The 25932-nt window shown below is 66.5% G+C and carries 30 protein-coding genes; 18 read left to right on the top strand and 12 right to left on the bottom strand.

The features are described 5' to 3' along the window. From AC07PE_RS20790 to AC07PE_RS20780, 3 genes are all read left to right on the top strand, one after another. Positions 1–675, top strand: a 675-nt coding sequence (locus tag AC07PE_RS20790) for a transposase (protein ID WP_498767971.1), incomplete at its 5' end; no start/stop codon positions are given. A 145-nt stretch (positions 676–820) separates the two neighbouring features. Next, positions 821–1234, top strand: coding sequence for a hypothetical protein (locus AC07PE_RS20785; protein WP_498767969.1), 414 nt, complete (start codon positions 821–823; stop codon positions 1232–1234). Positions 1235–1425: 191 nt separating this feature from the next. Beyond that, complete coding sequence (locus AC07PE_RS20780; RefSeq protein WP_498767967.1) at positions 1426–1983, top strand: dihydrofolate reductase family protein; 558 nt, start codon at positions 1426–1428, stop codon at positions 1981–1983. Here the strand turns inward: AC07PE_RS20780 and AC07PE_RS20775 are convergent. Both AC07PE_RS20775 and htpX read right to left on the bottom strand, forming a co-directional pair. Beyond that, positions 1980–3062, bottom strand: a complete 1083-nt coding sequence (locus AC07PE_RS20775) for an AI-2E family transporter (protein WP_498767965.1) — start codon at positions 3060–3062, stop codon at positions 1980–1982. The genes AC07PE_RS20780 and AC07PE_RS20775 overlap by 4 nt on opposite strands. Before the next feature lie 30 nt (positions 3063–3092). Then, positions 3093–3962, bottom strand: coding sequence for a protease HtpX (htpX, locus tag AC07PE_RS20770; protein ID WP_498767963.1), 870 nt, complete (start codon positions 3960–3962; stop codon positions 3093–3095). A gap of 173 nt (positions 3963–4135) precedes the next feature. Between htpX and AC07PE_RS20765 the strand changes: the two genes are divergently transcribed. Further along, positions 4136–4552 carry a hypothetical protein gene (locus AC07PE_RS20765; RefSeq protein ID WP_498767961.1) on the top strand — a complete coding sequence of 139 codons (417 nt, stop codon included), beginning with the start codon at positions 4136–4138 and terminating at the stop codon, positions 4550–4552. On the opposite strand, the gene AC07PE_RS20760 is transcribed toward AC07PE_RS20765, so the two are convergent. Beyond that, positions 4553–5044, bottom strand: a complete 492-nt coding sequence (locus tag AC07PE_RS20760; RefSeq protein WP_498767959.1) for a phage regulatory CII family protein — start codon at positions 5042–5044, stop codon at positions 4553–4555. It abuts the gene before it with no gap. 82 nt (positions 5045–5126) lie between these two features. Here AC07PE_RS20760 and AC07PE_RS20755 point away from each other — a divergent pair, with 82 nt between their 5' ends. Genes AC07PE_RS20755 through AC07PE_RS20745 form a run of 3 tightly spaced genes read left to right on the top strand, consistent with a single transcriptional unit; the run spans position 5127 to position 7595 of the window. Beyond that, entirely contained in the window at positions 5127–6017 is an 891-nt protein-coding gene (locus AC07PE_RS20755; RefSeq protein WP_498767957.1) for a hypothetical protein, read from the top strand. 4 nt (positions 6018–6021) lie between these two features. Further along, a complete protein-coding gene (locus tag AC07PE_RS20750) occupies positions 6022–6804 on the top strand; it encodes a DUF2491 family protein (protein ID WP_498767955.1) in 783 nt (260 codons plus the stop codon). Between the two features lie 26 nt (positions 6805–6830). Next, positions 6831–7595 carry a hypothetical protein gene (locus AC07PE_RS20745; RefSeq protein WP_498767953.1) on the top strand — a complete coding sequence of 255 codons (765 nt, stop codon included), beginning with the start codon at positions 6831–6833 and terminating at the stop codon, positions 7593–7595. Between the two features lie 5 nt (positions 7596–7600). On the opposite strand, the gene AC07PE_RS20740 is transcribed toward AC07PE_RS20745, so the two are convergent. Both AC07PE_RS20740 and AC07PE_RS20735 read right to left on the bottom strand, forming a co-directional pair. Further along, positions 7601–7921: a hypothetical protein gene (locus AC07PE_RS20740; protein ID WP_498767949.1), complete on the bottom strand. Its 321-nt coding sequence runs from the start codon at positions 7919–7921 to the stop codon at positions 7601–7603. Between the two features lie 87 nt (positions 7922–8008). Next, the gene (locus AC07PE_RS20735; RefSeq protein ID WP_498767947.1) at positions 8009–8329 is read right to left on the bottom strand and encodes a Dabb family protein; all 321 of its coding nucleotides are present in this window, start codon (positions 8327–8329) and stop codon (positions 8009–8011) included. 68 nt (positions 8330–8397) lie between these two features. Between AC07PE_RS20735 and AC07PE_RS20730 the strand changes: the two genes are divergently transcribed. Together AC07PE_RS20730 and AC07PE_RS20725 are read left to right on the top strand one after the other, a co-directional pair. After that, a complete protein-coding gene (locus AC07PE_RS20730) occupies positions 8398–9228 on the top strand; it encodes a sugar phosphate isomerase/epimerase family protein (RefSeq protein WP_498767945.1) in 831 nt (276 codons plus the stop codon). A gap of 98 nt (positions 9229–9326) precedes the next feature. After that, positions 9327–11327, top strand: coding sequence for an acyltransferase family protein (locus tag AC07PE_RS20725; protein ID WP_498767943.1), 2001 nt, complete (start codon positions 9327–9329; stop codon positions 11325–11327). Here the strand turns inward: AC07PE_RS20725 and AC07PE_RS20720 are convergent. The 7 genes from AC07PE_RS20720 to AC07PE_RS20690 all read right to left on the bottom strand — a co-directional run bounded on the left by AC07PE_RS20720 (position 11324) and on the right by AC07PE_RS20690 (position 18171). After that, complete coding sequence (locus AC07PE_RS20720; RefSeq protein ID WP_498767941.1) at positions 11324–11731, bottom strand: GFA family protein; 408 nt, start codon at positions 11729–11731, stop codon at positions 11324–11326. The genes AC07PE_RS20725 and AC07PE_RS20720 overlap by 4 nt on opposite strands. Before the next feature lie 2 nt (positions 11732–11733). Further along, complete coding sequence (locus AC07PE_RS20715) at positions 11734–13671, bottom strand: CocE/NonD family hydrolase (protein ID WP_498767939.1); 1938 nt, start codon at positions 13669–13671, stop codon at positions 11734–11736. Positions 13672–13716: 45 nt separating this feature from the next. Continuing rightward, on the bottom strand, positions 13717–14616 hold the full coding sequence (locus tag AC07PE_RS20710; protein WP_498767996.1) for a LysR substrate-binding domain-containing protein: 900 nt from the start codon (positions 14614–14616) through the stop codon (positions 13717–13719). 43 nt (positions 14617–14659) lie between these two features. Beyond that, positions 14660–15559, bottom strand: a complete 900-nt coding sequence (locus AC07PE_RS20705; RefSeq protein WP_498767937.1) for an SDR family oxidoreductase — start codon at positions 15557–15559, stop codon at positions 14660–14662. Then, positions 15556–16314 carry an SDR family oxidoreductase gene (locus AC07PE_RS20700; RefSeq protein WP_498767935.1) on the bottom strand — a complete coding sequence of 253 codons (759 nt, stop codon included), beginning with the start codon at positions 16312–16314 and terminating at the stop codon, positions 15556–15558. Before AC07PE_RS20700 ends, AC07PE_RS20705 begins: the two co-directional genes overlap by 4 nt. Before the next feature lie 88 nt (positions 16315–16402). After that, on the bottom strand, positions 16403–16756 hold the full coding sequence (locus tag AC07PE_RS20695; RefSeq protein ID WP_498767933.1) for a hypothetical protein: 354 nt from the start codon (positions 16754–16756) through the stop codon (positions 16403–16405). Between the two features lie 62 nt (positions 16757–16818). Then, positions 16819–18171, bottom strand: a complete 1353-nt coding sequence (locus AC07PE_RS20690; protein ID WP_498767931.1) for a GIN domain-containing protein — start codon at positions 18169–18171, stop codon at positions 16819–16821. A 216-nt stretch (positions 18172–18387) separates the two neighbouring features. Here AC07PE_RS20690 and AC07PE_RS20685 point away from each other — a divergent pair, with 216 nt between their 5' ends. From AC07PE_RS20685 to AC07PE_RS20645, 9 genes are all read left to right on the top strand, one after another. Then, on the top strand, positions 18388–19212 hold the full coding sequence (locus tag AC07PE_RS20685; RefSeq protein ID WP_498767929.1) for a metal-dependent hydrolase: 825 nt from the start codon (positions 18388–18390) through the stop codon (positions 19210–19212). A gap of 76 nt (positions 19213–19288) precedes the next feature. After that, complete coding sequence (locus tag AC07PE_RS20680; RefSeq protein ID WP_498767927.1) at positions 19289–19474, top strand: hypothetical protein; 186 nt, start codon at positions 19289–19291, stop codon at positions 19472–19474. Further along, positions 19456–19953, top strand: a complete 498-nt coding sequence (locus AC07PE_RS20675; protein ID WP_498767925.1) for a hypothetical protein — start codon at positions 19456–19458, stop codon at positions 19951–19953. The genes AC07PE_RS20680 and AC07PE_RS20675 overlap by 19 nt, the downstream gene beginning before the upstream one ends. 13 nt (positions 19954–19966) lie before the next feature. Continuing rightward, on the top strand, positions 19967–21610 hold the full coding sequence (locus AC07PE_RS20670; protein WP_498767923.1) for an ExeA family protein: 1644 nt from the start codon (positions 19967–19969) through the stop codon (positions 21608–21610). A gap of 1 nt (position 21611) precedes the next feature. Continuing rightward, the gene (locus tag AC07PE_RS20665) at positions 21612–22406 is read left to right on the top strand and encodes a general secretion pathway protein GspB (protein ID WP_498767921.1); all 795 of its coding nucleotides are present in this window, start codon (positions 21612–21614) and stop codon (positions 22404–22406) included. Further along, complete coding sequence (mobB, locus tag AC07PE_RS20660; protein ID WP_498767919.1) at positions 22393–22929, top strand: molybdopterin-guanine dinucleotide biosynthesis protein B; 537 nt, start codon at positions 22393–22395, stop codon at positions 22927–22929. Before AC07PE_RS20665 ends, mobB begins: the two co-directional genes overlap by 14 nt. 98 nt (positions 22930–23027) lie before the next feature. Continuing rightward, positions 23028–25184, top strand: coding sequence for a PAS domain-containing hybrid sensor histidine kinase/response regulator (locus tag AC07PE_RS20655; RefSeq protein WP_498767917.1), 2157 nt, complete (start codon positions 23028–23030; stop codon positions 25182–25184). 76 nt (positions 25185–25260) lie between these two features. Beyond that, the gene (locus tag AC07PE_RS20650; protein ID WP_498767915.1) at positions 25261–25461 is read left to right on the top strand and encodes a YjfB family protein; all 201 of its coding nucleotides are present in this window, start codon (positions 25261–25263) and stop codon (positions 25459–25461) included. A 195-nt stretch (positions 25462–25656) separates the two neighbouring features. After that, entirely contained in the window at positions 25657–25929 is a 273-nt protein-coding gene (locus tag AC07PE_RS20645; RefSeq protein WP_498767913.1) for a BufA1 family periplasmic bufferin-type metallophore, read from the top strand. The last annotated feature ends 3 nt before the right edge of the window (positions 25930–25932 follow it).

The following is a 25932-nucleotide window of genomic DNA, read 5'->3' as shown; positions in this document are numbered from 1 at the left end:
GGGGTGATTGTCGATGTCGAAGCCTCGGCAGTGACCAAGACAGCCGAAGTCGAAGCCACCAAGACCATGATCAATCGAGTGGAAGAGAAATATGCCATGAAGCCACGGCGCTTGGTGGGCGACACGAACTATGGCGTGGCTGCCATGCTGGGGTGGCTGGTCGACGAAAAGGGAATCGCTCCGCACGTGCCGGTATGGGACAAATCCGAGCATCACGATGGCACTTTCAGTCGCACCGACTTTACCTTCGATGCCGCAAACAACCGGTACGTTTGCCCTGCCGGAAAATATTTGAAACCAGCTCAGCGCAGTCAACAGAAAAATCCGTTTCGCTATCGCGCCAGCTCGTACGACTGCCAGGTTTGTCAGCTAAAACCGAGGTGCTGTCCCAACATGATCATTCGTAAAATCGACCGCAGTCCGCATGAGCCTGCGCGCGACGTGGCCAAAGCGATCGGTAAAACGCCGGCCTATCGCGAATCGCGTCGGGAGCGAAAGAAGGTCGAGATGCTGTTTGCCCACCTCAAACGCATTCTCAAGCTCAGGCAATTGCGATTGCGTGGGCCCAGCGGTGCCCACGATGAGTTTCTGCTCGCGGCCACGGTGCAAAATCTTCGTCGAATGGCTAAAAACCTGATACCGGCACGGCGAAACGAGAATCTAGTGATGAGTTAGCCAAACCAAGATGGGCCAGCCGCTCGTCCTTCCTGTACAGTTACTTCATCAAGGACTGCTGCTTGCCCAAGAGTTTTTCAACACAATAGGCCAATAGCGGACGCAAAACGCGTCAAACCTAGCGAGAGGGAGCAAACTGTCTATCGTGAAAAAAGCACTTTTTACCGTCATTTTATTTCTATCGGGCTCCGCGATCGCCGCACCGATACCAGGCGAAGTCGTAGGTATATGGGCCACCAAAAATTCAGAATTTCTTGGGGATGCAGTCCTTAAGGGTGACGCTATTTACCTGGACTCAAACGGGATAGGTGGTTGGATAGGGGGCAATGGACGGGATGTGCTAGGCGTCCAGATTGTCGTCACATCATTTGATCCCGCGAACGGCATCTTGACTTTCAAAATGACTGAGAATGGCAGAAACGGCCCCATCGGAACTCTTGTTTACGATCCTAAGACTCATGTGCTGATATCGGGAGCGGACGGAAAAAGGTTCGAGCAACGCAAGGCTGGGCCACTCTCTGAGCAGCTGCGACGAACGCTGGGATTGGAGCAAAAATAGCTTGTTAAAATTCCGAGTCCCAGTGTTAATGATTGCCATACGTGCGTAAGCTCTCGCGCGGAATAGGTGGATGCCGCTTGGCAACAGTCCGCTTCGGGGCGATAGCAGCCAGCCACATCAAGCAGGTCTCGCCTAGCAACGATCGACAGGATCAACTACCAGCACGCCCCGGAACGCAAACGGAAAACACCATGGGACTCCTGACCTTCAGCATCAACCTCACCCTGGACGGCTGCGTCGACCACCAGGAAGGCATCGCCGACGACGAGACGCACGCCTTCTTCACCCACCTCATGGACGAGAGCGGGGCGATGCTGTGGGGCCGCGTCACCTACGAGATGATGGAGGACTACTGGCCGGCAGTCGCCCGCGGCGACGTGGAAGCGCCACCGGCGATGCGCGAGTGGGCGCGCAAGCTGGAGGACAAGCCGAAGTACGTGGTCTCCTCGACGCGCAAGGACTACTCCTGGACCGAAAGCCACCACATCGCGGAGGACCTGCTCACGGGCGTACAAAAGCTCAAGGATGCGACGCCGAACGGCGTGCTCCTCGGTAGCGGTAAGCTCGCCACACAACTGGACCGCCTTGGTCTGATCGACGAGTACAGATTCCTCGTCCACCCCAGGATCGCCGGCCACGGCCCCACCCTGTACGAGGGTGGGCTGCTCGCCACGCGGCGGCTCGCGTTGATCTCGGCGACGCCGCTCAGTAACGGTGCAGTCGCCATGCACTACCGGCGCGAGTCTTAAACGTCGGCAGTCTTGTCGGGCACGCCGGCGGACTCCGGCGCCTTGATCGACGCCGCATGCTCGCCGCCGCGCAGCCAGCCGAACAGGATCGCCATCATGAAGGGGCCCACGAAGAGGCCGATCACGCCCAGGGTCGAGACGCCGCCGAGCAGGCCGAACAGCACGGCCAGGAAGGGCAGGTTGACGCGCTGGCCGATCAGCTTGGGACGGATGAATTTGTCGACCATGAACAGTTCGACGGCGCCCCAGCTGAACAGTCCCAGGGCCGCGCCCGAATGGCCCTGGCCCAGCAGCAGCAGCGACACCATGGTGAAGGACAGCGGCGCGCCGCCCGGCACCAGGGCCAGGTAGCCGGTGATCACGCCCAGCAGGGCCGGCGCCGGCGCCCCGGCGAGGCCGTAGGCGATGCCGAGCACGATGCCCTCGAGGATGGCGACCGAGCACAGGCCCAGCGCAGTGCCGCGCACCGATAGCGGGAACACCCGGCGCAAGGTGGGATAGTGGGCCGGCAGCAGGCGGTCGCCGGCACGGTCCATCAGGCGCACGACGGCGGGGCCGTGCACGTAGAGCATGAACAGGGTGAGCAGGGCCAGGAACAGGTACAGCGCATTGGCCAGGATGATCGAGCCCCAGGTGCGGGCGGCGCCGGTCAGGTGGGGCATCATGTCGCCGACGATGCTGCGCACCAGGCTGCCGATGCCGCCCGGCCGGGCCAGGTGCTCGTTCCACCACTTGACGGCCGGTTCGGCCACCATCGGCAGGTTGGACAGCCAGGCTGGCACCGGCACGCCGGTTTCGTTCAGGTGGGCCAGCGAGCGCTGTACGCCGGCCAGTTCGCTGCTCAGGGCATTCACCAGCACGAAGCCGGGGCCGGCAAAGGCCGCTACCAGCAGCAGGACCAGGAAGGCCGCGCTGAGCGGCCGCGGCCAGCCGCGCCGGACCAGCCGTTCATACAGAGGCCAGGTGATCACTGCCAGCAGGCCGGCCCAGGCGAGCGAACCGACGAAGTGCTGGAGCACGAACGCGAGTCCGATCGCAAATATGACGGGCAGCGCGGACTGCGCGAATGAATACCGCATGTGTTCCCTGGTCTCCTGGCTGGCCCCGTCTTACGCGCGCTGCAGGGCTGCGATGCGCTCTTCGCAGGACGGGTGGGTGCTGAACAAGGACAGCATACCACCGCCGGCGATGCCGGAGGCCGCCATGTTCTTCGGCAGCTCGCCCGACTCCATGCCGCCGAGGCGGTGCAGCGCGGCGATCATCGGACGCGGGGTGCCCATGATCTGGGCCGAACCGCGGTCGGCGCGGAACTCGCGCTGGCGCGAGAACCAGGCCACGATGATGCTGGCCAGCAGGCCGAACAGCAGGTCGCAGACGATCGAGGTCACGTAGAAGGCGATGCCCGGGCCGCTGGATTCCTCGTCCTTGCGGATGAAGCTGTCGACCGCGTAGGCGACCACGCGCGCCAGGAACACCACGAAGGTATTCACGACGCCCTGGATCAGGGTCAGGGTGACCATGTCGCCGTTGGCAATGTGGGCCACCTCGTGCGCCAGCACGCCTTCGACTTCCTCGTGCGTCATCGAGGCCAGCAGGCCGGTCGACACCGCCACCAGCGACGCGTTTTTCGTCGCGCCGGTGGCGAAGGCGTTCGGGGCGCCGTCGTAGATGGCGACTTCCGGCATCGCGATGCCGGCGCGCTGGGCCTGGCTGGCGACGGTATTCATCAGCCAGGCTTCGGTGGCGTTGGACGGCTGCTGGATGACGCGGGCGCCGGTCGTCCACTTGGCGATCGGTTTCGACATCCACAGCGAGATGAAGGCGCCGCCGAAGCCCATCAGGGCCGCGAAGCCGAGCAGGGCTCCCAGATTCAGACCGTTGGCGGTCAGGTAGCGGTTGACGCCCAGCAGGCTGGCCGATACGCCCAGCACCAGCATGATGGCCACGTTCGTGGCGAGAAAAAGAAAGATGCGTTTCATGATTGCTTACCCTCTGGAGGTTATATTTCCAAGGTGAAGCATAAGCCAGACGGCTCATCGGAAAAAGCGCAGTTTTTGGAAGAATGACTTCGGAAAAATCGAAGCCATGTGCGATATCGTTTTGCTATAGTTTGACGCGTTCGTCCCTTTCCCATCCATACATGGAGGTTGCAATGCGCGGAGCAGGCGGAACCAGCGGCGGTACGGGCCAGTTTTTCCTCGGCCTGGTCATGATGTGCGGCGGCTTTTATTTGCTGCTCAACAGCGTGGTGGTGAGCTCGGCCTTCGGCTGGGGTACGCGCCTGTTCGGCTTCGGCAGTGTCGGTATCACGGGCGGCATCGTCCTGATTCCCTTGATCATCGGCGTCGCCATGATCTTCTACAACGCCCGCAGCGCAGTCGGCTGGCTGCTGGCGGTCGGCTCGCTGGCCGGCCTCGTGTTCGGCGTGATCGCCTCGCTCAGCATGAGCTTGCGCACCATGTCGGCCTTCGAACTCATCTGCATCCTGGTGCTGGCTTTCGGCGGCCTCGGGCTGTTCCTGCGCTCGCTGCGCAGCCATGCGCGCGAAGAAGCCGCGGAAGCCGTCTGATCAATGCAAGCCGGCGTCCGTCTCTTTACGGAGCCGGGCGCGCCAGGCGCCCAGGGCCGACAGGGCCGAGTGGAATTTGCGCTCGATCAGATCGGCCTCCGCCTCGGTGACCCTACCATCGATCAATGCGCTCGACACGGCTTCCGCCACCGCGCCCACTTCGCTCATCACCCGGCACACGGTCTGCGACAGGTCGTCCTGGCGCGCGCTCTCCGGCTGCGGCACCAGGAAAGCGGCCATCCCGTGGCGCACCAGCAGGGCGTGCAGCGGCAGGTGGGCGTCGGGTACGCCGGCTGCATGACAGCGTTCGACGATCAATGAGACCTCTTCGAACGAGGGATAGTGCGAGGCGATGGTCGGCGCCAGCTTGTTGCGCAGGACGTTCACCGACATATCGAGTTCGCGCGCCAGCGCATCGAGTCCGCCGGGGTACTTGCGTGCCACCGTGTAGAGGGCATCGTGCTGGTTCATGTCCAGGTAGCGTCGCGTCATGGTAATCCTTTGATATTTTTACCGGTGCATGTCAACATGCCCTTCGTTATCCTGATTCTAACTTTCGACGGCTCTCCTGACCATGCTGAAGACCTTTACCAAGTATGCACATGTCGCCCTGGCGCTGAGCCTGGCCCTGTCCGTCGCTGCGGCGCCGGTGGACGCCAAGCCGTCGAAGTCCTCGTCCTTCAAGGGCGGCTTCTCGTCGCAGCGTTCGGCGTCGTCGTCGTCGGCTAAGGGCGGCTTCGGCTCCTTCAGCAGCCGCTCGGCGTCGAAGGCATCGGGCAGTAGCGACAGCAGCGCGGCCAGGAAATCGAGCGGCGGCTTCGGCTCCTTCAGCTCGGCGCCGGCCTCCGAGTCGCGCAAGTCGGATTCGGCGCTGTCGCGCAAGCTGGACCGCGAAAGCTCGGAATCGAACGCCCTGCGCACGCTGGATGAACGGCGTGCGGCGCAGGCAGCGCGTAACAACCCGCGTCCGGCGCCAAGCTACGAGCCGCGCGATGCGCGCACGCCGCAGCAGCCGCCGCAAGGCTATGGCTATGGCAATGCGCCGGCGCCCGCACAGCCGCCCATAATCATCAACCAGGGCGGCGGCGGAGGAGGGCTGGGTCACGTGATCGCCGGCGCCGTGCTTGCCAACTCGGTCGCCAACGCCCATGCCCGCAACAACAATGGCAATAACAGCGGCGCCAACGGCGGCTACTACCCGGCGCCGAGCGGTTCCGCCGGCGACTTGGCCAACCAGGCCGGCGCCGGCAGCGTGGGCGGCAGCGCCGGCGCGGCGGCGCCCGCGGCACCGGGGGCGCCAGTGGCCCCTGCACCTGCGGCGCCCGCAAAAGGCGGCTCGGTGTTCGGCACCGTCCTGTGGCTGGGCGTGCTGGCGCTGATCGGCTGGGGCATCTACCGCGTGTGGAAGCGCGCCAGGGCCCGCCGCGAAGCAAACAAACCGAATTATTCGTTCGAAAGGAATTGAGCAGATGGCCTGGAAGGATGTATTCAGCTACGTGCGCGGCGTCGCGGCAAAGAAGGGCGTGGCCGAGGGCGAAGCGCGCATGGACGAAGGCGTGCCGCTGGACGCGCGCATCGGCAGCGTGGTGCAGATGCAGGCTTCGCCCATCATCCGCGCGCAGGCCAACGGCTCGCTGATCGCCATGCCGGAGGCCGGCGACACGCGCATCCTGGCCGTCTCGCAGATGCGCCTGCAGCCGGATACCGAGCTGTATCGCCTCTACCTGGACAAGGGCGACGAGGACGCGAAGGAGAAATTCCTGCAGGTGTTCTGCGGCGACGACGGCAAGGTGGCCGAGATCCTCTACTGCACCCAGCTGGCGCGCGTGATCCCGGAAACCGCCGACGATCAGGACGCCTACACGGGCCAAGCCGGCTACGGCCTCGGCGACCAGGGCTACACGCTGTGGCGCGAGCAGCTCGCCGACACGCTGGACGAGGTGACGCTGGCCACGGCATTCGGCGACAGCGAGCGCATCGACTTCATGCGCGACGCCGGCGGCGCGGCAAACTTCGTCAAGCCCTTCACGGGCCGCGAGATCCGCATCGACGACGCCCAAGGCGTGCACGGCCTGCGCCAGGAGATGTACTTCATGCCCTACGTGCGCGAACTGGCGGGCGGCGGGCGCGAATACTTACTGATCACCACGGAGATCATCGAAAGCGTCGATGGCGATACCTCGAAGCGCGGCATCCATGTCGACTTCGTGATCGGCATCCCGATGGAGCAGGAACGTATCGTCATTCAATGACATCTTTACCCACGAAAGGAAAGACAATGAGCAACGCAAGCGGATGGGGCCTGACTGCACGGCTGGTGTCGAAACACTTCGGCGCACTGGGCGACCGGATCTCGGAGGCGATCGCCAACTTCGATCCGGAGACCGCGACCGAGGCCGACCGCGACCGCCTGGTCGACACCCTGCGCGACACCGCGCAGCTGCTGGCGACGGCCCGCGCCTCCTTCGACAAGGAGCACAAGGACGTGGTCAACCTGCAGACCCTGATCGCCAGCGACGAGCGCGCCGCCGAGAAGCTGGCCGAGCGCCTGGCCGCCGGCACCATCTCGGAAGCCACGGTCACGCTGTTCTGCGACGAGCTGGAAGCGAACAAGGCGCGCCTGCCGCAGGAAGTGCAGGAAGAGGCGGACGCCCGCGCCTACATGGACGAGCTGCAGAAGATCGTCGACGCGCTGTCCAAGCAGCTGGCCGAGTTTGACGCCCAGGCTAGAAAAGCGATCCAGCAGCTGGCGGCCGCCAAGGCGCAGAAGGAACTGCAGGAACTGCGCATGGAGCGCCAGAGCCAGTTGGCCGGCCTGACCAGCATGAAGGGCAATTCGACCGCGCTGAACGCACTCACCAAGCGCGCCCAGGCCGTCAGCAACGAAGCGGCCGGCCTGCGCATCGTCGCCGACATCGGCCAGAAGCCGCTCGACCAGCAGGCCGAACTGGATGCGATCCGCAAGTCGGTGAGCCAGCCGGAGACGGCCGGCGAGACGGCGCTGGAGCGCCTGAAGCGTTTGTCAGGCAAGACCGCGGCCTGATTCTTCTATTCGGAATCGCGCAGCCAGGACTTGCTGTTCGGCCTGGCGGGGACGGGGGCGGCGCTGACCGCCTTGGACTGGACCCGCTTGCCGAACTCGCGCTCGGTCTTGCGCGGCGGCGTCTTCGATTTGGCCAGGTAGGATTTGACGCCAACCGTGCATCGGTAGATCAGCACGCCGACGCCGAGGATCAGCGCGCTGACCGTGATCGCCAAGCCATCGGGTCGGTTTGCGACGACGAAAATGCAGACGAAAACGATGAGGTCGAGGCAGAGAAGAAGGTTGAATCGCGCCTTGAGGTTCGAGGCGACTTCATTGATCGACATGCTGAGTTCCAGGTAAATCTTGCGGCAATGGCTTCATTTTACCATTGCCACATGGAAATATTGCATGACAATGCGCAAAGCCAGGGTTTATTGCGCCCAGTAGTCGATCACCAGCGACTTCTCCAGGCTGGCGCCCAGCGTATCGACAAAAGCCTGGTGCGCCGCATGCAGCAGATAGCCGTTGCGGTCTTCTTCGCTGGCGAAGCTGAGCGTGAAGCAGTGGCTGAAGCCCTGGTTCAGGCCCTCGGGGCTGACGTTGGTCCCCCATTCGTAGGCGGTGATGCCGGGTATGAGGTCTTTCAATCGGCCGAAGCCGGCGACGATGGCGTCGATCTCGTCGTTGGTGGCGCTGTCCTTGAAGGCAAACAGGACGATGTGGCGCAGCGTGGTGTGGGTGTCGATGTTCATGGTCGGTATCGGTAAGTGATGAGTCAGCCGATTTATCTTACACTTGCCAAAAAAAACCGGAGACACGCATGACCCTGCAACGCATCCTGCTGGCCCTTTTCTTGTCCTCATCGCTGGCCCAGGCCGCGGAGCCGGCCCCGCGCGTCGGCGTGCAGCTGTGGTCCGTGAAGGACGATCTCAAGCAGGACTTCGAAGGCACGCTGGCCACACTGGCGGGAATGGGTTTCCAGGGTGTGGAATTCGCCGGCGAGTTTGGCCGCTACGCGAAGGATCCCGCCGGCCTGCGCGCCTTCCTCGACCAACAGAAGCTGCAATGGGCCGGCGCCCACCTCGATTTCGCCGCGCTGTCCGATGCGCGCTTCGCCGAGACCACTGCCTTCTACCGGACCGTGGGCTGCCGCAACCTGGTGATCGCCTGGGACAAGCGCGGCGCATCGGTCGAGGGCGCAGGTGCCATCGCGCGCGAACTGGCCGCACTGTCGTCGAACCTGCAGCCGCTCGGCATGCGGATCGGCTACCACAACCACGCGCAGGAAATGACGGGGCCGGACGGCCGCACGCCTTGGGACGGCATCGCGGCCGGCACGCCGCACGAAGTCATCCTTCAGCAGGACATCGGCTGGACCGTCTTTGCCGGCAAGGACCCGGTGGTGCTGGTCAAGCGCTATCCCGGCCGCACCATTTCTTCCCACTTCAAGGCCAAATTGGTGGAAGGCGGGCAGGGCAAGCCGCTGATCGGTCAGGACCGCACCGACTGGCCCGGTGTGTATGAGGCCGTACGCACAACGGGCGGGGCTGAGTGGATCGTGCTCGAGCAGGAAGAGTATCCGGACGGGCTGCGGCCGCTGGAGGCAGTGGCGGCGTCGATGCGCGGGCTGCAGCGTCTGATTGGACGATAGCCACAAGCAAAAGCCCTGACGCGCACGATAGACAGTCTGTTTGACACATCATAATCGTTGAGCAAGACTGCGATGACGCGTCATGTGGAGGTTGCTACATGGATATTCGCCGAGACAGCAACGAAGTTCTCAAGGCAAGCGCAGCACACACGATCACCTACCGCCCGGACATCGACGGCCTGCGCGCCGTGGCCGTCGGCCTTGTCGTTCTGTTCCACGCCTGGCCCAAGTGGCTGCGTTCCGGCTTCATCGGCGTCGACGTCTTCTTCGTCATCTCCGGTTTCCTGATCACCTCCATCATCCTGAAGGACCTCAAGCAGCGATCCTTTACCATCCGCGGCTTCTACGTGCGCCGCATCCGGCGCATCTTCCCGGCATTGATCACAGTCGTGCTGGCGGTGCTGGCCTTCGGCTGGTACGTGCTGCTTCAGCAGGAGTTCGCCCAGCTGGGCAAGCACGTCGCTGCGGCGGCGGCCTTCGTGTCGAACCTGGTGCTGTGGAGCGAGGCCGGCTACTGGGACAACGAATCCGTCACCAAGCCCTTGCTGCATCTATGGTCGCTGGGCGTGGAGGAGCAGTTCTACCTGGTGTGGCCGATTGCGATGGCGCTCTGCTTCAAGGTCAGGTTCGGCATCCTGGCCTTCCTGGCGCTGACCCTGGGCGGCTCTTTCTTCTACGGCCTGTACGCCACCTTCAACCATCCGGCCGAAGCCTATTTTTCGCCCGTCACCCGGTTCTGGGAACTGGCCTCCGGCGGCCTGGTGGCGTATGCGATGACCAAGCGCAGCCCGCTGCTGCCGCAGCCCCTGCTGGTCTCGAGCGCTGGCCTGGTGCTGCTGGTGCTGGGCGCAGTACTGATCAAGGGGCAGAGTAATTTTCCCGGCGCCTGGGCGCTGCTGCCGGTGCTCGGCACCTGCGCGCTGATCGCCGCCGGCAACGTCTCCTTCATCAACCGCCGCCTGCTCGGCAATCCGCTGATGGTGAAGATCGGCCTGGTCAGCTATCCCTTCTATTTGTGGCACTGGCCGCTGCTGTCCTTCGGCTACATTATCGAGGGTGAAAAGCCGCAGGCGCTTACCAAGGCAGTGCTGGTGCTGGCGGCGCTGGCGCTGGCCTTCCTGACCTACCACCTGATCGAGCGCCCGGTGCAGAAGTCGCCGAACAAGCGCCGCGCCATCCAGGGACTGGTGGCGGCGATGGCCTGCTTCGGCATGCTCGGGGTGATGGTCAAGGCCGGCCTGCTTCCGGAGCGGATGCAATCCACCGCGGTCGCGCGCTACATGGGCGCGCTGAACGACCTCGGTTTCCCGGACCCGGCCATGAAACCGCTGCGCTATCAAGGCTCGCTGTTCCAGCAGCTCGAAGGGCAGGGCAAGGGCACCACGGTCCTGATCGGCGATTCCGTCATGGAGCAGTATGCGCCGCTGGTCTCGCAGGGCTTGCGCGAAGGCCGCTTCGACCGCCGGCGCGTGATCTTCGCGACCCAGGGCGGCTGCCCGCCGATCGAAGGCGCGGTGCGCCTGCCGCGGCTGCGCTATCCGACCTGCACCACCACCGTCAGCGACGCCTGGCGGCTGGCGGCGTCACAGGACGTCGACACCGTGGTGGTCGCGGCTTCCTGGTACGGTTATTTCGCGAACTGGCAGCAGGATGTCGAGATGCCGGTCAATGGCACCATGCAGATCTTCCCCGCGAAGACCGCGCAGCAGGCGGCCTATGCGACGCTGGAGCAGTCCATCGCCCGCCTGCGCGCGGCCGGCAAGCGCGTGTTCCTGGTGCTGCAGCCGCCCTCGGGCAATCCGTTCGACCCGCGCTCGATGATCACCGGTTCGCGCTTCGGTGAAATGAAACCGCGCACCGACATGGAGGCCTTCCGCGTCGACCGCTTCTACAACGACAATGCGGCGCCGCGCCAGCGCCTGCTGCAGATCGCACAGGCGACCGGCGCGGTGCCGATCGATCCGGTCGACACCATCTGCAAGGACGGCATCTGCCCGACCGTGAACGCGGAAGGGGAGCCGATCTACACGGACCCGGTGCACATGCGGCCTTTCTACGTGCGCAGCAAGGTGCATTACCTCGACACGGCGATGCGCTAGAGATTGCGGATGTCGGACGGAGGTGTCGACCAGTTGTCGTTGCGGCCGTCGAGATAAGCGACGGGGGCCGCCGCCAGTATGTCCGCCGGTACGTCGTCCAGGCAGTTGACGCTCACCGCCACATACGCGCCCCAGCGCGGCGATGTGCCTTTGCCGAAGGGCCGCACGCCGCAGGCCGAGCAGAAAACATGCTGCTCGGTGCGCGTGTTGCAGCGGTACTCGGACAGCGCCGCCTCGCCCTGCAGCAGGCGGAAACGGTCCGCAGGGACGATCGCCGCCCAGTTGCGCAGCTTGGTGCACAGCGTGCAGTTGCAGCGGATCGTGCCCTGTGAGAGGTCGATGTCGGCCTCGAAACGGACCGCGCCGCAATGGCAGCTGCCGCGATAGGTGGCGAGGCCGGCCACCGTCAGCGCGCCACCGCGGTGTCCACCACCGGCAGCTCGATGAAGCTGCTGTGATAGATCCGCTGCGTCGCCTTTTTGTAATCCTCCGGCTTGGCCAGGAAGATGTTCTCGACGTAGGTCTGCGGATTGCGGTCATAGAGCGGGAACCAGCTCGACTGCACCTGCACCATGATGCGGTGGCCAGGCAGGAAGACGTGGTTCGCGGTCGGCAGGCCGAAGCGGTAGGACAGCGGCTTGTTGGCGGCCAGCGGCTTCGGCTTGTCGTAGCCCTCGCGGTAGCGGCCACGGAAGATGTCGCCCGAGATCATCAGCTGGTAGCCGCCCATCGCCGGCTGGCTGCCCACCTGGTCCGGGTAGACGTCGATCAGCTTGACCACCCAATCCGAATCGGTGCCGCTGGTCGAGGCGACCAGGTTGGCGATCGGCTCGCCGCTGATCTTCACCGGCGCGGTCAGCACATCCGAGACGAAGGTTGCGACGTCGGTGCGGCCCGAGGCTTCGCGCTGGTCGTCGGCCAGCCAGCGCGGCCAGCTTTGTCCCTTGGCTTCGTCGTAGCCGTAGGGCGGGATCGGGCGCTGGCGGAAGGGCACCGGCTTGGCGGGGTCGGAGACGTATTCGTCGTAGGCCTTCGCATCGGCGGCGGCGCCCAGCACCGCCTTCTGGCCGGCGGCCAGGCGCAGCGCAACCGGCTTGGCCGCACTCGGCCACGACGCCAGGTTGCGCCACTGGTTGGTGCCGGTCTCGAAAGCCGTCACGGTCGGGATGTCGGGCGTGGCCTCGTTGCCTTTCAGGTGGCGGTCGAGGAAGGGCCGCAGCACCGCCTGGCGCCAGTACAGGGCCGTATCGCTGCCGAACTTCAGCGCGCCCAGGCTGCTGCCGTCGCCGATCGCGCCGCCGTGGTTCCACGGACCGAGCGTCAGGTGGACCAGGTTGTTCCTGTCGTTCGGCTTGATCGCCTTGTAGACGGCGACGGGGCCGTAGATGTCCTCGGCGTCCCACAGGCTGTGCACCAGCAGGGTCGGCACCGTGACCGGCTGCCTGGCCAGGATCTTGTCCATAGCCTGCTGCTGCCAGAAGCTGTCGTAGCTCGGGTGCTGCACCACTTTGCGCCAGAAGCCGCTCTGTTCGAGGCCGCGCTGGCGCGCCAGCTCGCCGGCGGATCCGGCGCGCATGTACATGTCGTAGTCGTCGTAGTTCGAGGTGTACCACTTGGCGGAGTTACCGCGCGTGACCACCTGCTCCATGATGTAGGACAGGTTGATCTGGCGGAAGGCGCCGTGGTGGAACCAGTCGTCGCCCATCCAGCCGTCGACCATGGGGTTCATCGGCACCGCCGCCTTCAGCGCCGGGTGCGGATTCACCAGCGCCATCAGCGGCAGGAAGCCGTCGTAGGAGATGCCGATGATGCCGACGCGGCCATTGGTCTCGGGGATGTTCTTGATCAGCCAGTCGATGGTGTCGTACGTATCGGTCGAGTGGTCGACCGGGGTCGGGTTCAAGGGGCCGGACAGCGGCCGGTTCATCACGTAGTCGCCTTCCGAACCGTACTTGCCGCGCACGTCCTGCACCACGCGGATGTAGCCGCCCTGGACGATCACGTCGGCGGCATTGTCGTAGCCGCTCAGGATGGATTCCAGGTCCGAGCTCTCGGCGTGGCTGGTCAGGCTGGAGGCGTCGTAGGGCGTGCGGGTCAGCAGGATGGGCGCGTTCTGGGCGCCCTTCGGCACGATGATGACGGTGTTCAGGCGGGTGCCGTCGCGCATCGGGATCATCACGCTGCGCTTGACGTAGTTGAAGCCGACGGTGGGGGCGTTGAATTCGGCCGGGGTCTCCGAGGGCAGGGCGGGATATTGCGGCGTGGGAGGTGCGGTCTGGGCCTGGGCGATGCCGGCGATGGTCATCGCACAGAGCAGTGCGATACGTGTGCTTGCTGAGGTCATGGTGTCCCTGTTGTTATTTTGAGGCACCGATACATTAGCACGGGATCAGGGCATGCGCGGCTGCTCCGCGAAGCACTGCAGCAGCCAGTCCGCGAACACCCGCACCCGCGCCGACAGCTGGCGCTGGCGCGGATACAGCACCGATACCGGCAGCGTCGGCGGCGGCAGTCCGGGCAGGACGATGCGCAGGCGTCCTGCCGCCAGCTCGCCGTCGATGCGATAGCGCGGCACCTGCACCAGGCCCAGTCCGGCCAGCGCCGCCGCGGTGTAGGCCGAGGCGCCCGCGACCGATACCGCGGCCGGGGGCAGCGCCAGTTTCAGGCCATCGTCCGTCATGAACTCGAGCGGATAAGGGCGGCCGGTGGCGGTGGACACGTAATGGACGGCCCGGTGGCGCGCAAGATCGGCCAGTTCGCGCGGCTCGCCGAAGCGTTCCAGATAGGCGGGGCTGGCCACGGTCAGCTGTTCCAGGTTGGCCGCGCGCCGCGCCACCATCGAGGAATCGTGCAGCTGGCCGGCGCGCAGCACGCAGTCGACACCCTCGCGCACCAGGTCGACCAGCCGGTCCCCTTCGCCCGCGTGCAGCGTGATGCGCGGGTGGCGCGCCAGGAAAGCCGGCATGGCAGGGAACACGAAATGCTCGGCCAGCGTGGGCTGCAGGTTCACGCGCAGCACCCCGGCCGGCTCGGTGTCGCGGAAGGCGCCTTCGGCTTCGTCGAGATCGGCCAGAAGGCGCACGCAGCGCTGGTAGTAGGCCTCGCCGTCCTGGGTCGGGTTGACCACCCGCGTGGTGCGCTCCAGCAGGCGGGCGCCAAGCCGGGACTCAAGGCGCTTGATGGCATTGGTGACGGTGGCGCGCGGCAGCAGCAGATCCTCGGCCGCCTGCGTGAAGCTGCGGCGCTCGACGATGCGGACAAAGATCTGCATCTCCTGGAACCGGTCCATCTGCGTCATCGTCTTCCTCATCCTCCCGTGTGCACGCCGCCGATTATACGGCGGGCCGCGACGGCGCCAGCAGGTCGGCGATGCCGATCCGTTGGGCGAAGTCGATGCGCACCGCTTCCGCTACTTCCAGCACCTCGCGCGCGCCGTCGCCGATGAAGTCGACCACCGTGCGGAAGGGCCGCTGGCCATGCGGCAGACCGACGATGCGCACCAGTTCGTCCGCCACCGCCTGCGGATCGGCTTCCGGCGGCGTCAGGGCCGACAGGCGCTCGCCCACCTGGTCCATCACGCCGTCGTAGCGGGCATAGGCCGCGCTGCGCGCTTCGTCCTTCGGCTTGCCGGCGCTGGGGAAGTGCTCGGTGCCGTGGGTGAATGCGCCCGGCACCACGATCGCTGTTTCGATGTTGAAGCGCGCGACTTCGTAGGACATCGATACTGCCAGCGAATCCATTGCCGCCTTGGCCGCGCCGTAAGGGCCGAGGAAGGGCGGGAAGCCGCCCTTCGTGGTGGTGCTCGAGATCCACAGCAGCAGGCCGGATTCCTGGGCGCGCATCTGCGGAAGGGCGGCGCGGCTGACACGGTGGGCGCCGACGTAGTTGGTGTCGAGGACCGCCATGGTTTCTTCGGCGCTGAAGGCTTCGGCGGGGCCTACGGCCAGGTGGCCGGCGTTCTGCACCAGCACATCGAGGCGGCCCTGCTCGCTCAGGATGGCGTCAACGGCGGCATCGGCGGACGCCTGCGACAGAACGTCCAGCTCGATCGGGATCAGGCGCAGGCCCTCGGCCTCGGCCCAGGCGCGCATTTCGTGGGCGCGGCCGGCATTGCGGCCGCCGATGTCGCGCATCGAGGCGTACACGGTGTGCCCGGCTTGCGCGAGCGACTGGGCCGACAGCTTGCCGATGCCGCTGCCGGCGCCGGTGATCAGGATGATTTTCGGGTTCATGCCAGACCTCCGTTCGCGCGCAGCACCTGGCCATTGACCCAGGCGGCATCCGGGCCCGCGAGGAAGGACACGACGCCGGCAATGTCCTCGGGCTGGCCGAGACGCCCCAGCGGCGCCATGGCGGCGGCCTGCTGGATCTGCTCGTCGGTCTTCCCGTCCAGGAACAGCTCGGTCGCCACCGGACCCGGCGCCACGGCATTGCAGGTGATGCCGCGCCCGCGCAGCTCCTTGGTGAACACGCGGCCGAGGGCCTCCACCGCGGCCTTGGTGGCGACGTACACGCCGTAGGTCGGCGGCGCCATGTGCAGCACGCTGGTCGAGAAGTTGACGATGCGGCCGCCGTCGTTCAGGCGGGTGTAGGCATCGCGCATGGTGTTGAAGGTCCCCTGCACGTTGATCGCGAAGGTCCGTTCGAACACCTCGTCGCTGGTCTCAGCGATGGTCACGTAAGGCAGGACGCCGGCATTGTTGACGAGGACGTCGATGCGGCCGAGCTGCTCTTCGACGATGGCGAACATGCGTTTGACGTCGGCGGCGCTGGCGACGTCGGCGCGCACGGCCAGTGCGCGGCCGCCTTCCTGCTCGATCGAGGCCACCACGGCGGCGGCTTCGGCTTCCTTGCTGGCGTAATTGACGGCGACCGCGAAGCCGTCGCGCGCCAGGCGCCGGGCGATGGCGGCGCCGATGCCGCGCGAAGCGCCGGTGACGAGCGCGACGCGGTTAGGGGTGTTGGAATGGGTGGACTTGCTTTGCATGATGACCTCCTCGTGGTTGACAGTGAGGTCATCTTGACTGATATCGGAAGAAAGATAATTTCTGATATTTTGGTTTTAGAATTCCATTTTAAATAACAATGCCGCCAGCGCGGCGGAGCCGGTCGAACAGGGTGACGCCCTGGCGCCGCGTGCCGGGTCCGCCGAGATGGTCCCACCAGCCGAGCGGGAAGGTCATCTTGCGGTCGGCCATGGCGACGAAATCGTCGAAGCCGCGCTGGGCCTCGCTGAGAGTGATGATGCGGGCGTCGATGTCGGCGGCGATGTCGAGGCAGATGTCGCCGTGCAGGTCGCGCCAGGGCTGGGCGCCGCCCGAAGGATCGCCGCGCCAGGCCCTGATCCGGCTCACCGCATCCCAGGGCACGGCCAGGCCGCGCACCGTGAAGCCGCTGTCGGAGACGAGGATGGCCGGCGCGGACGGCATCCGCAGCCAGCCCGGCCGCCGCAGCAGCCGGGTTTCAAGAACGTTGAGGAGGGCTTTCACTTTTATTGATGGTGCGAGCCGCTGCGGTCGACCAGCAGCAGCTGGCCAAGGCCGCGGGCATCGCCCTTGCCGTTGCCGACCACGTTGACCGAGGCGCTGCCCGGGCCGCGTACCGAGATATCGGTCTGGCCGACGTTCAGGCGGCGGCCTTCGAGGCTGCCGGAGCCGTTGATCTGGACGCTCACCGCGGCTACGCTGCCGGCGATGCGGGCGTTGCCGGGGCCGTCCATCTTGAGCAGCAGGCGCTTGCCGGACATGCCGGCTTCCAGCTCGCCGGAGCCGTGCATTTCGGCGTCCAGGGTGTCCGACACGTTCTGCAGCTTCACGCCGCCCGGGCCGCGGCTGCGGACGATGGCCTTGCCCACCTTCAGGCTGTCGCCGTTCATGTCGCCGGAGCCGCTCGATTCGAGCGTCAGGTTGCCGATACTGCCGCCAAGCTCCGCGTTGCCGGGGCCGCCCAGGCGCAGCTGGCTGGCCGCGGCGTTCAGGCCGCGCGCAGTCAGTTCGCCGGAACCATGGACTTCGGCCTCGAACTTGCGGATGTTCCCGGCGATGCAGGCACTGCCCGGGCCGCGCTGTACGCTGCGCACGCTTTCGACCGCCAGGTCGCAGCCTTCGAAGTCGCCCGAGCCGCTGCTCTCCAGGCTCAGCTCACGGCTGCTGCCGGACAGTTTCAGCTCGCCCGGACCGCGCATGCGCGCCGTCACGCGCGAGGCGCGCAGGCCGTCGGCTTCCAGGTCGCCCGAGCCGCTCATCTCGGCCGCCAGTTCGTTGCCGACGCCGGCCAGGCGCACGTCGCCGGGGCCATGCATGCTGACGTTGGCGTCGCCGGCCTTCAGGCCGCGCAGGTCGAGGTCCCCGCTGCCGCTGCTTTCCACCACCAGCTGGCGCACCGCGCCGTCGGCGTGCAGGTCGCCGGGGCCGGTGCTGGCCAGGGTGAAGCGCTCGCCGCTTGCGTGGGCCAGGTCGACGTCGCCGCTGCCGCTCATGCGCAGGCTTTTCAGGCCGGCGGCGCCGATCGTGACCGTGGTGGTCTCGCGGCGCTTGCCGAAGCTGAAGGAGAAGCTGACGCGCGAGACCGGACGCACGATCAGGGTGTCGCCGCGCACCAGGACTTCCATGCCGTCCAGCTCCTTGCGCTCGCCCGACACCGTCACGGCCTGGCGCGCCTGGGCGTCGACGATCACGCGGTAGGGACCGGCCAGCTCGATCGCGCTGAAGGCGCCGACCTGGCGCTGCTCGGTGACGATGCCGGCGGCTTGCGCCTGTTGCGGCTGGGCGAAGCTGGCGTGGCTGGCGAGGGTGGCGCAGGTGAGGGCGGCGGCAATGGCGGTCAGTTTGATGGCGGTCTTCATGATCTCGTTGTTATGCTTGAATGTGCGGCGGTGCCGGGAGCCTGAACGATAGGGCAAGCCTGCCTTGTCTGCATGCGAAAAACGACAGACGTGCAAAAACGCGGCGCGAAGTGCAAAAGACCAGGGCTGAGCGGTGCGGCGGCCGGCCCTGGAATTTCGAATGAACCTTCGGTTTTGAGAGGCGCCGTGCGGCTTGTGCGGGTGTATATTGATTGGATGTCCTCGCTAACCGTCCGCAAGCTGAATGTCGACCTGTCCCAGGGCTTTCCGCGCCACTGGTTGGGCGGCGACGTCTATCGCACCGCCTTCCTGAATGCGTTGTCGATGAGTTTCCCGATCGGGGAGCAGATGTTCATCGACAGCGTCCGTGCGGCGCCGCCCGAAGCCATCCTCGACCCGGTGCTGCGCGCCGAGGTGAAGGACTTCGTCGGCCAAGAAGCCAGCCACCGCTTCGTGCACCAGCAGTACAACGCCGAGCTGGCGCGCCAGGGCTTCGACTACACGATGGAGCCGTCGATCAAGGTGCGCGTGGAGCGCATCCGCAAGCTGCCGGTGCCGGATCGCCTGGCCATCACCTGCGCGCTGGAACACTACACGGCCATGCTGGCCGACTACGTGCTGCGCAACCAGGCCTGGCTGGACGGCGCCGATCCGCAGCTGCGCACGCTGTGGAACTGGCACGCGGCCGAGGAACTCGAACACAAGGCGGTCGCCTTCGACGTCTACCGCGCGGCCGGCGGCGGCTACCTGAAACGGGTGCTGTGGTTCCTGCACGTGAGCCTGGTGTTCTGGATGGACACCACGCTGCAGACCGTCCACAACCTGCGGCGCGACGGCGCCCTCTGGCGCCTGGGCACCTGGACCAGCGCCGCGCGCATGTGGTTCGGGCGCCGCGGCCTGGCCTGGAGCCTGCTGAAGCCCAGCCTGGACTACCTGTCGCCGCGCTTTCACCCTTGGCAGCATGACAACCGCGAACTGCTGCAGATGTGGCTGGAGCGCAACGACGACACCTACCGCGAGATCGGCAGCACCGCCCCCTGAAGGACGCTTGCGCGCCGCGAATGGCCGGATCGGGGCACGGATGTCATAATGGATGGCTCGTGCAAGGAGACCCATCGTGATTCGCTATCTGGGCACACGCAAGAATGCGGAAGGTGCCCCCGTCTATGTATTCCTCGTCAATGGCATGGAGAAGGAAGTGCGCGAGCACGCCCTCAAGCAGCATCCCGGCTGCTACGACGCCCTGCCGGCGTCGGTGAAGGCGAAGATCGCCGCCAACCGCGCATGGCTGTCCAAGCTGTGACGGCCTTGCGGCTGTTGCCGCTGCTTCTGGCGATCCTCGCCGGCGCGGCGTCCGCCCAGACCCAGGACAAGCAGCCATCCACCTTCGGCCCCGTGATCGGCGGCGCACTGCTGTGCCGGGACCAGATCGACAACAAATACTTCTATTCCTGGCTCAGCAGCCATTTCGGCGCCCCGTACAAGCACGAGGGCGGGGCCTTCTGGTTCCGCACCGGCGAAGCCACCCTGTGGGGCGCGCCTGTCACCGAGGTGATGGTCAGCGACGATACCAGCGAACTGGTGTTCCTGGTTGCGGTGGCCGAAGTGCCGCCGGACCAGCTGGAGCAGGCGATCCGCGGCGCGGTCGGCGTGCGCTACCCGCCGGCAGATAGTTCCCAATATCCTTTGCGGGTTTCCGCCTCCGGCAGCAAGATCGCTTACTACAATAGCAAAAGCAAAATATACTGCGCGAAGTTCAAACCGCTGCCGCCCGGCCGCTAGGGTATTCCTTGGTATGTACACCAGCTACTTCAATCTGAAGCAACAGCCGTTCTCGATCGCGCCCGACCCGCGCTATCTCTTCATGAGCGAGCGCCACCGTGAGGCGCTGGCGCACCTGCTCTACGGCATCGGCAGCGGCGGCGGCTTCGTCCTGCTGACGGGCGAGATCGGCGCCGGCAAGACCACGGTCTGCCGCTGCTTCATCGAGCAGATCCCCGACAATTGCCGCCTGGCCTATATCTTCAACCCCAAGCTGACGGTCGAGGAATTGCTGCTGACCATCTGCGACGAGTTCCGCATCGAGCTGCCGCCCGCATCCGCCGGTGCGCTGGGCGTGAAGAGTTATGTCGATGCGATCAACGGATACCTGCTGGACAGCCACGCCCAGGGCAACAACAACGTGCTGGTGATCGACGAAGCGCAGAACCTGTCGCCCCAGGTATTGGAACAGCTGCGCCTGCTGACCAACCTGGAGACCAGCGAGCGCAAGCTGCTGCAGATCATCCTGATCGGCCAGCCCGAGCTGCGCAGCATGCTGGCCCAGCCCGAGCTGGAGCAATTGGCCCAGCGCGTGATCGCGCGCTACCACCTGGGGCCGCTGTCCGAATCCGAGACCGGCGCCTACGTCACGCACCGCCTGACGGTGGCGGGCGCGCATCCGGGCAACCCGATTCCCGGCTCGCTGGCGCCGCTGATCCACCGCCTCACGCAGGGCGTTCCGCGCCGCATCAACCTGCTGTGCGACCGCGCGCTGCTTGGCGCCTACGTCGAGAACAGCAGCGTGGTGACGCCGAAGATCCTGCGCCGCGCGGCCGAGGAAGTGTTCGCGAACGAAGCGCCTGTACAGCGCCCCCCGATGCGCTGGCCGCTGGTGGCGGGCGGGGTGCTGGCCGGGGCGGCGATCAGCGCCGCGGCGTGGCAGGCGGTGCCGCGTGCTGCCGCGCCGCCGGCGCCTGCCGCTTCGACCGCGCCTGCGCCACAGCTTGCGAAGAATGCCGTGCAGCCGGCACAGAAGCCTCTCAAAGGCAGCGCTTCGATTCCTGTCGGGGGAACCACGTCCAAACCGCTGCTGCTGGCCACCCACACCGAAGCCCTGCGCGAGCTGGGCGCCCTATGGGGCCAGCAGTTGCCGACGGACGAACCCTGCCAGGGCGCGCCCAAGCTGAACCTGCGCTGCTACCAGGGGCGCGGCGGCATCTACGAACTGCGCCTGCTCGACCGCCCGGCCATCGTCGCCCTGCACGACGGCCAGAACCTCGGCTATGCGGTGTTGTCCTCGATGGATGCCGACAGCGCGGTGCTGAGCGTGAACGGCCAGCGCCAGAAGGTGAGCCTGGGCGCGCTGGCGACCCGCTTCGACGGCGAATTCACGACCCTGTGGAAGCAGCCGCGCGCCTTCCGCGACGAAATCCACCCCGGCGACACCGGCCCGGACGTGGACTGGATCGCCGGCCGCCTGGCGGAACTGAACAAGCTCGAAGCGCCGCGCACCGAGCGGCCGCTGGACGAGCCCACGCGCCGCCTGCTGCGCACTTTCCAGGCCAGGCAGAACCTGAAAGCGGACGGCGTGGCCGGGCCGCGGACCTTCATGCGCCTGAACCAGCTGAGCGGGGTGGACGAACCGCGCCTGCTGGCTTCCAGCGGGACGGGAAAATAATATGTCATACATCCTCGAAGCCCTGAAGAAGGCCCAGGCCGAGCGCCAGCTGGGCAACGCGCCCACCATCCACGCGCCGCAGCCGCTGCAGGCCGCCCAGCCGGGCATGGCTGCCAGCCGCAAGCCGCTGTTCATCGGCCTGGGGGCGGGGGTGCTGGTGGTGGTGCTGGGTGGGCTGTTCGTGTGGCAGCGGTCGCCGGCGCCGGCTGTGCCGTCCGCGGCGTTGACGGCGACGCCGGGTGCCGCCGCGCCGTCCGCTGCTCCTGCCGTGCCGGATGCGCCTGTTCGCGCGCCAGCTGCGCCTTCGCTTGCCGCAGGCGCCGCCTCGGATACGCTGCAAGTCAGCGCACCGCCTGCGCCGCCGCGTCCCGCGCACGCGGCCGAGCCGCCCGCACGCACCACGCCGCCGGTCGCCAGCAGCAGGGCCGGGGCCGATGCCCTCGCATCCACGGCCCCGGCGCACACCCCGGTCGCCACGCCGCCAGCGCCGCCTGCAGTCGCCGCCGCAACGCCGCCGCGTCCAGCCAGCGCCGCACCGGCACCAGCCCTGGCGCCGTCGCCCGAAGACAGCCTGCCTTACCTGCACCAGCTGCCCGACACCATGCAGCGCGACGTCCCGCGCGTGAGCTTCGGCGGCTACATGTATTCGGCCAATCCGGCGGACCGCCTGCTGCTGGTCGACAAGACCCTGCGCCACGAAGGCGAGGAGGTCGCGCCCGGACTGGTGCTGGAGAAGCTGTTGCCGAAGGCGGCCGTGATGAATTACCGCGGCGTCCGCTACCGTGTCGCCTACTGAGGCGGGCAGGGCCGCCGGCGGCCAGGTGCTGGGCGTGATCGGCTGGTCCGGCAGCGGCAAGACCACGCTGCTGGAATACCTGGTCGGCCAGCTGGCGGCCGAGGGCCTGCGCGTCAACGTCATCAAGCACAGCCACCACGACATCGTGCTGGAGCCGCCGCACAAGGACAGCGCGCGCCTGCGCATGGCCGGCGCCGGCGAGGTCATGATCGCCTCTCCCTACCGCTTCGCGATCCAGCACGAGCTGCGCGGCGCGCCCGAGCCCTCGCTGGAGGAGCACCTCGCGCGCCTGGCGCCGGCCGACCTGACCCTGGTCGAGGGCTACAAATGGGCGGCGATCCCCAAGCTCGAAGTGTTCCGGCCCGAGCTGGGACGCAGCGCGATGTACCCGGAGGATGCGAACGTGGTCGCGGTGGCGTCCAGCGTGGCGGCGCCGGCGGACCTTGGGCGCGACATCGCCTGGCTGGCCCTCGACCAGCCGGCCGCGGTCCTGCGCTGGCTGAGGCGGCGGCTGGACGCCTGAGCGGCCGCGAGCGCCGCCCGGCGCCACACGCAGCGGGTAAAAATGCTATCGTTCGGCTTGTTTATCTTTCAAGGCGGCCTGTTGGCTGCCGCATCACCATGCAGAATGCGCCACCCGCCGGTTTTGTCGACGCCAACCTGAGCTTTGCTTCGGGCGGGGGCGAGATGGGCGCCGTCCTGCGCAGCCTGGACTGGGCCGCCACCCCGCTGGGGGCGCTGGAAACCTGGCCGCAGTCGCTGCGCACCGTGGCCGGCATGATGATGAATGCGCGTCACCCGATGTATGTCGCGTGGGGCCCGGAACTCTGCCTGCTCTTCAACGACAGCTACCGCAAGATCCTCGGCGCCAGGGCGGACGATGCGCGCCAGGTGCTCGGCAAGCCTTTCCGCGAAGTCTGGGCGGATGTCTGGGACCAGGTCGGCCCCATGCTGGCCGCCACGCTGCAGGGCGAATCGCTGTGGTTCGAGGACACCCCCTTCACGCTGATGCGCAACGGCTTCCCCGAGCTGATGTATGCGAGCTTTTCCACCAGCCCGGTGCGCGATGAGTCCGGCGGCATCGCCGGCGTGGTGTGCGTCTGCACCGAGACGACCGACAAGGTCCGTTCGCAGCAGGAGCGCGACCGCGTCGAAAAGCGCCTGCGCCTGCTGGACGCGATCGGCGAAGCGACGCGCCTGGCCGCGGAACCGAAGGCGATCATGGAGCACAGCACCCGCCTGCTCGGCGAATACCTGGACGCCACCCGGGTTGCCTACGCCGACCTGGAGGCGGATAACGACCGCTTCACCATCCGTCATGACTGGCGGGTCGAGGGCGCGATCAGCACGGTTGGGGTGTATTCGCTCGATCTGTTCGGCTCGCGCGCTACGTCGAACCTGCGGGTCGGCCGCACGCTGCTGATCAACGACGTCGACCGCGAGCTGGCGCCGGGCGACGGCTTCGAGATGTTCAACCTCATCGGCATCAAGGCCATCATCTGCTGCCCCCTGGTCAAGCAGGGCCGGCTGGTGGCCATGATGGCAGTCCACCAGCAGCAGCCGCGCACCTGGACCGCCGAGGAGGTGGCCCTGGTGGAGGCGGTGGTGGACCGCTGCTGGGCGCACATCGAGCGCGTGCGCTCGACCGAGGCGCTGCGCGAAGCGGACCGCCGCAAGTCGGAATTCCTGGCGACCCTGGCGCACGAGCTGCGCAATCCGCTGGCGCCGATCCGCAACGCCCTCGAACTGCTGCGCCTGGGCGCGGACAAGCCTGGACTGATGGACAAGGTGCGTGCGACCATGGAGCGCCAGGTCGGGCACATGGTCCACCTCATCAACGACCTGCTGGATATTGCCCGCATCTCGAGCGGCAAGGTGGTGCTGAAGATCGAGCGCGTCGACCTGCAGAGCGTTGCGGCCAGCGCGGTCGAGACCAGCCTGCCCCTGATCCAGGCCGCCGGGCACACGCTGGGGCTGCGCCTGCCCGAGGAGCCGGTGTGGCTGGACGTGGATGCCGTGCGCCTGAGCCAGGTGCTGAGCAATCTGCTGTCGAACGCCGCCAAGTACACGCCGCAGGACGGCAGGATCACGGTGTCGGCGCATACCGAGGGCGGCATGGCGGTGATCCAGGTGCTCGATACCGGCATCGGGATCGCGCCGGAGGCGCTCGAGGCCGTGTTCGATATGTTCGCCCAGGCGCCGCAGAGCATCGGCATTTCGAAAGGGGGCCTGGGCATCGGCCTGTCGCTGGTTCGCCACCTGGTGTCCCTGCATGGCGGCAGCGTGACCGCGTCCAGTCCGGGCCCGGGGCAGGGCAGCACCTTCACCGTTCGCCTGCCGCTTGCCGCCCCGCCCGGCGCCGATGCTCAGGACGGCGCGGCGCAGGCCGATGCCGTGGCGCTGGCGCCGGATGCGTTGCGGGTCTTGGTGGCGGACGACAACGTCGACGCTGCCGATACCCTTGCCATCCTGCTGCGGCTCGCCGGCCATGAGGTGCGCGTTGCCTATGAGGGCGAAGAGGCGGTGCGTATCGGCGCCGAGTTCCGCCCGCAGCTGGCCTTCCTCGATATCGGCATGCCGCGCATGGATGGCTACCAGACGGCGCAGGCCCTGCGCGGCTTGCCCGGCATGCATGGCTTGCGCCTGGTGGCGCTGACCGGCTGGGGCGCCGAGGACGACCGCGCCCGCTCGCGCGCCGCCGGTTTCGACCATCATTTGCTCAAACCGGCCTTTCCTGAACAGCTACAGGCTATTCTGGCGGAGGCCTCGGCGCTCTAAAGTTCTGGCCGGGACCGCCGTTAAAAGAGGATGACCCGCATTGGGCATGTAATTCGCCCTCACACAGGAGATCGTCATGGACGTCATGGGTATTGCCAAACTCGCCACCAGTATCGCCGACACCGGCACCCGCCAGGATGTGGGCATCGCCATGCTCAAGAAAGCGCAGGACGTGCAGGCATCGACCGCCAACCAACTGCTGGAAGCCGTCCAGGCTGCTTCGCCGGCGCCTAACCTGCCGGCGCATCTGGGCAAGCACGTCAATACAACTGCCTGAGCCGCAAGCCGGCAGCAGGCCGATAAAAATCAACCGGGCGCGTCAACAGGATCGCGGCCCGGTGCGTTAAAACAGCCACGTACCCGGCGCGAGGCAGGCCGCACAACAGATCCGCTCTTGCCGCCACCATTGCTGCCAACGCGCAGCCACAAAGGCCGACCCCGCCGGTGTACGCATTTCGAAGGAGACTCCCACATGAATAAACGTCAGGCACTCGTTGCTGCCGCGCTCGCGAGCGTGTGCGCCGCCAATGCCTCGGCCAATGGCCAGATGGACATGCAGCCGAAAGGCGAGCAGGAAAAATGCTATGGCGTGGCCAAGGCCGGCCAGAACGATTGCGGCACCGCCACCCATGGCTGCGCCGGCCAGGCCGCGGTCGACAACGACCCCACCGAATGGCGCACCGTCCCCAAGGGCAGCTGCGAGAAGTCCGGCGGCAAGCTGAACCCGCCGCAGCAGAAAAAATAAACC

The sequence above is a fragment of the Telluria sp. GW821-FHT07G12 genome (genome assembly GCF_059418525.1).
The sequence above is the reverse complement of the archived record's forward strand: the minus strand, read 5'-3'. Positions and strand labels throughout refer to the sequence as shown.

Coding starts and splice junctions, on each gene's coding strand:
- AC07PE_RS20695 (WP_498767933.1), bottom strand. CDS start 16,756: ATGCCGTCCGCGCCGGCCATCCTCGTCTCCGACAGCGGCTTCACGGTG.
- AC07PE_RS20765 (WP_498767961.1), top strand. CDS start 4,136: ATGCGCGGAGCAGGCGGAACCAGCGGCGGTACGGGCCAGTTTTTCCTC.
- AC07PE_RS20740 (WP_498767949.1), bottom strand. CDS start 7,921: ATGTCGATCAATGAAGTCGCCTCGAACCTCAAGGCGCGATTCAACCTT.
- AC07PE_RS20735 (WP_498767947.1), bottom strand. CDS start 8,329: ATGAACATCGACACCCACACCACGCTGCGCCACATCGTCCTGTTTGCC.
- AC07PE_RS20715 (WP_498767939.1), bottom strand. CDS start 13,671: ATGACCTCAGCAAGCACACGTATCGCACTGCTCTGTGCGATGACCATC.
- AC07PE_RS20700 (WP_498767935.1), bottom strand. CDS start 16,314: ATGCAAAGCAAGTCCACCCATTCCAACACCCCTAACCGCGTCGCGCTC.
- AC07PE_RS20725 (WP_498767943.1), top strand. CDS start 9,327: ATGGATATTCGCCGAGACAGCAACGAAGTTCTCAAGGCAAGCGCAGCA.
- AC07PE_RS20645 (WP_498767913.1), top strand. CDS start 25,657: ATGAATAAACGTCAGGCACTCGTTGCTGCCGCGCTCGCGAGCGTGTGC.
- AC07PE_RS20710 (WP_498767996.1), bottom strand. CDS start 14,616: ATGGACCGGTTCCAGGAGATGCAGATCTTTGTCCGCATCGTCGAGCGC.
- AC07PE_RS20730 (WP_498767945.1), top strand. CDS start 8,398: ATGACCCTGCAACGCATCCTGCTGGCCCTTTTCTTGTCCTCATCGCTG.
- AC07PE_RS20760 (WP_498767959.1), bottom strand. CDS start 5,044: ATGACGCGACGCTACCTGGACATGAACCAGCACGATGCCCTCTACACG.
- AC07PE_RS20705 (WP_498767937.1), bottom strand. CDS start 15,559: ATGAACCCGAAAATCATCCTGATCACCGGCGCCGGCAGCGGCATCGGC.
- AC07PE_RS20665 (WP_498767921.1), top strand. CDS start 21,612: ATGTCATACATCCTCGAAGCCCTGAAGAAGGCCCAGGCCGAGCGCCAG.
- AC07PE_RS20775 (WP_498767965.1), bottom strand. CDS start 3,062: ATGCGGTATTCATTCGCGCAGTCCGCGCTGCCCGTCATATTTGCGATC.
- AC07PE_RS20670 (WP_498767923.1), top strand. CDS start 19,967: ATGTACACCAGCTACTTCAATCTGAAGCAACAGCCGTTCTCGATCGCG.
- AC07PE_RS20685 (WP_498767929.1), top strand. CDS start 18,388: ATGTCCTCGCTAACCGTCCGCAAGCTGAATGTCGACCTGTCCCAGGGC.
- AC07PE_RS20745 (WP_498767953.1), top strand. CDS start 6,831: ATGAGCAACGCAAGCGGATGGGGCCTGACTGCACGGCTGGTGTCGAAA.
- AC07PE_RS20755 (WP_498767957.1), top strand. CDS start 5,127: ATGCTGAAGACCTTTACCAAGTATGCACATGTCGCCCTGGCGCTGAGC.
- AC07PE_RS20690 (WP_498767931.1), bottom strand. CDS start 18,171: ATGAAGACCGCCATCAAACTGACCGCCATTGCCGCCGCCCTCACCTGC.
- AC07PE_RS20780 (WP_498767967.1), top strand. CDS start 1,426: ATGGGACTCCTGACCTTCAGCATCAACCTCACCCTGGACGGCTGCGTC.
- AC07PE_RS20650 (WP_498767915.1), top strand. CDS start 25,261: ATGGACGTCATGGGTATTGCCAAACTCGCCACCAGTATCGCCGACACC.
- AC07PE_RS20750 (WP_498767955.1), top strand. CDS start 6,022: ATGGCCTGGAAGGATGTATTCAGCTACGTGCGCGGCGTCGCGGCAAAG.
- AC07PE_RS20675 (WP_498767925.1), top strand. CDS start 19,456: ATGGCTGTCCAAGCTGTGACGGCCTTGCGGCTGTTGCCGCTGCTTCTG.
- htpX (WP_498767963.1), bottom strand. CDS start 3,962: ATGAAACGCATCTTTCTTTTTCTCGCCACGAACGTGGCCATCATGCTG.
- AC07PE_RS20655 (WP_498767917.1), top strand. CDS start 23,028: ATGCAGAATGCGCCACCCGCCGGTTTTGTCGACGCCAACCTGAGCTTT.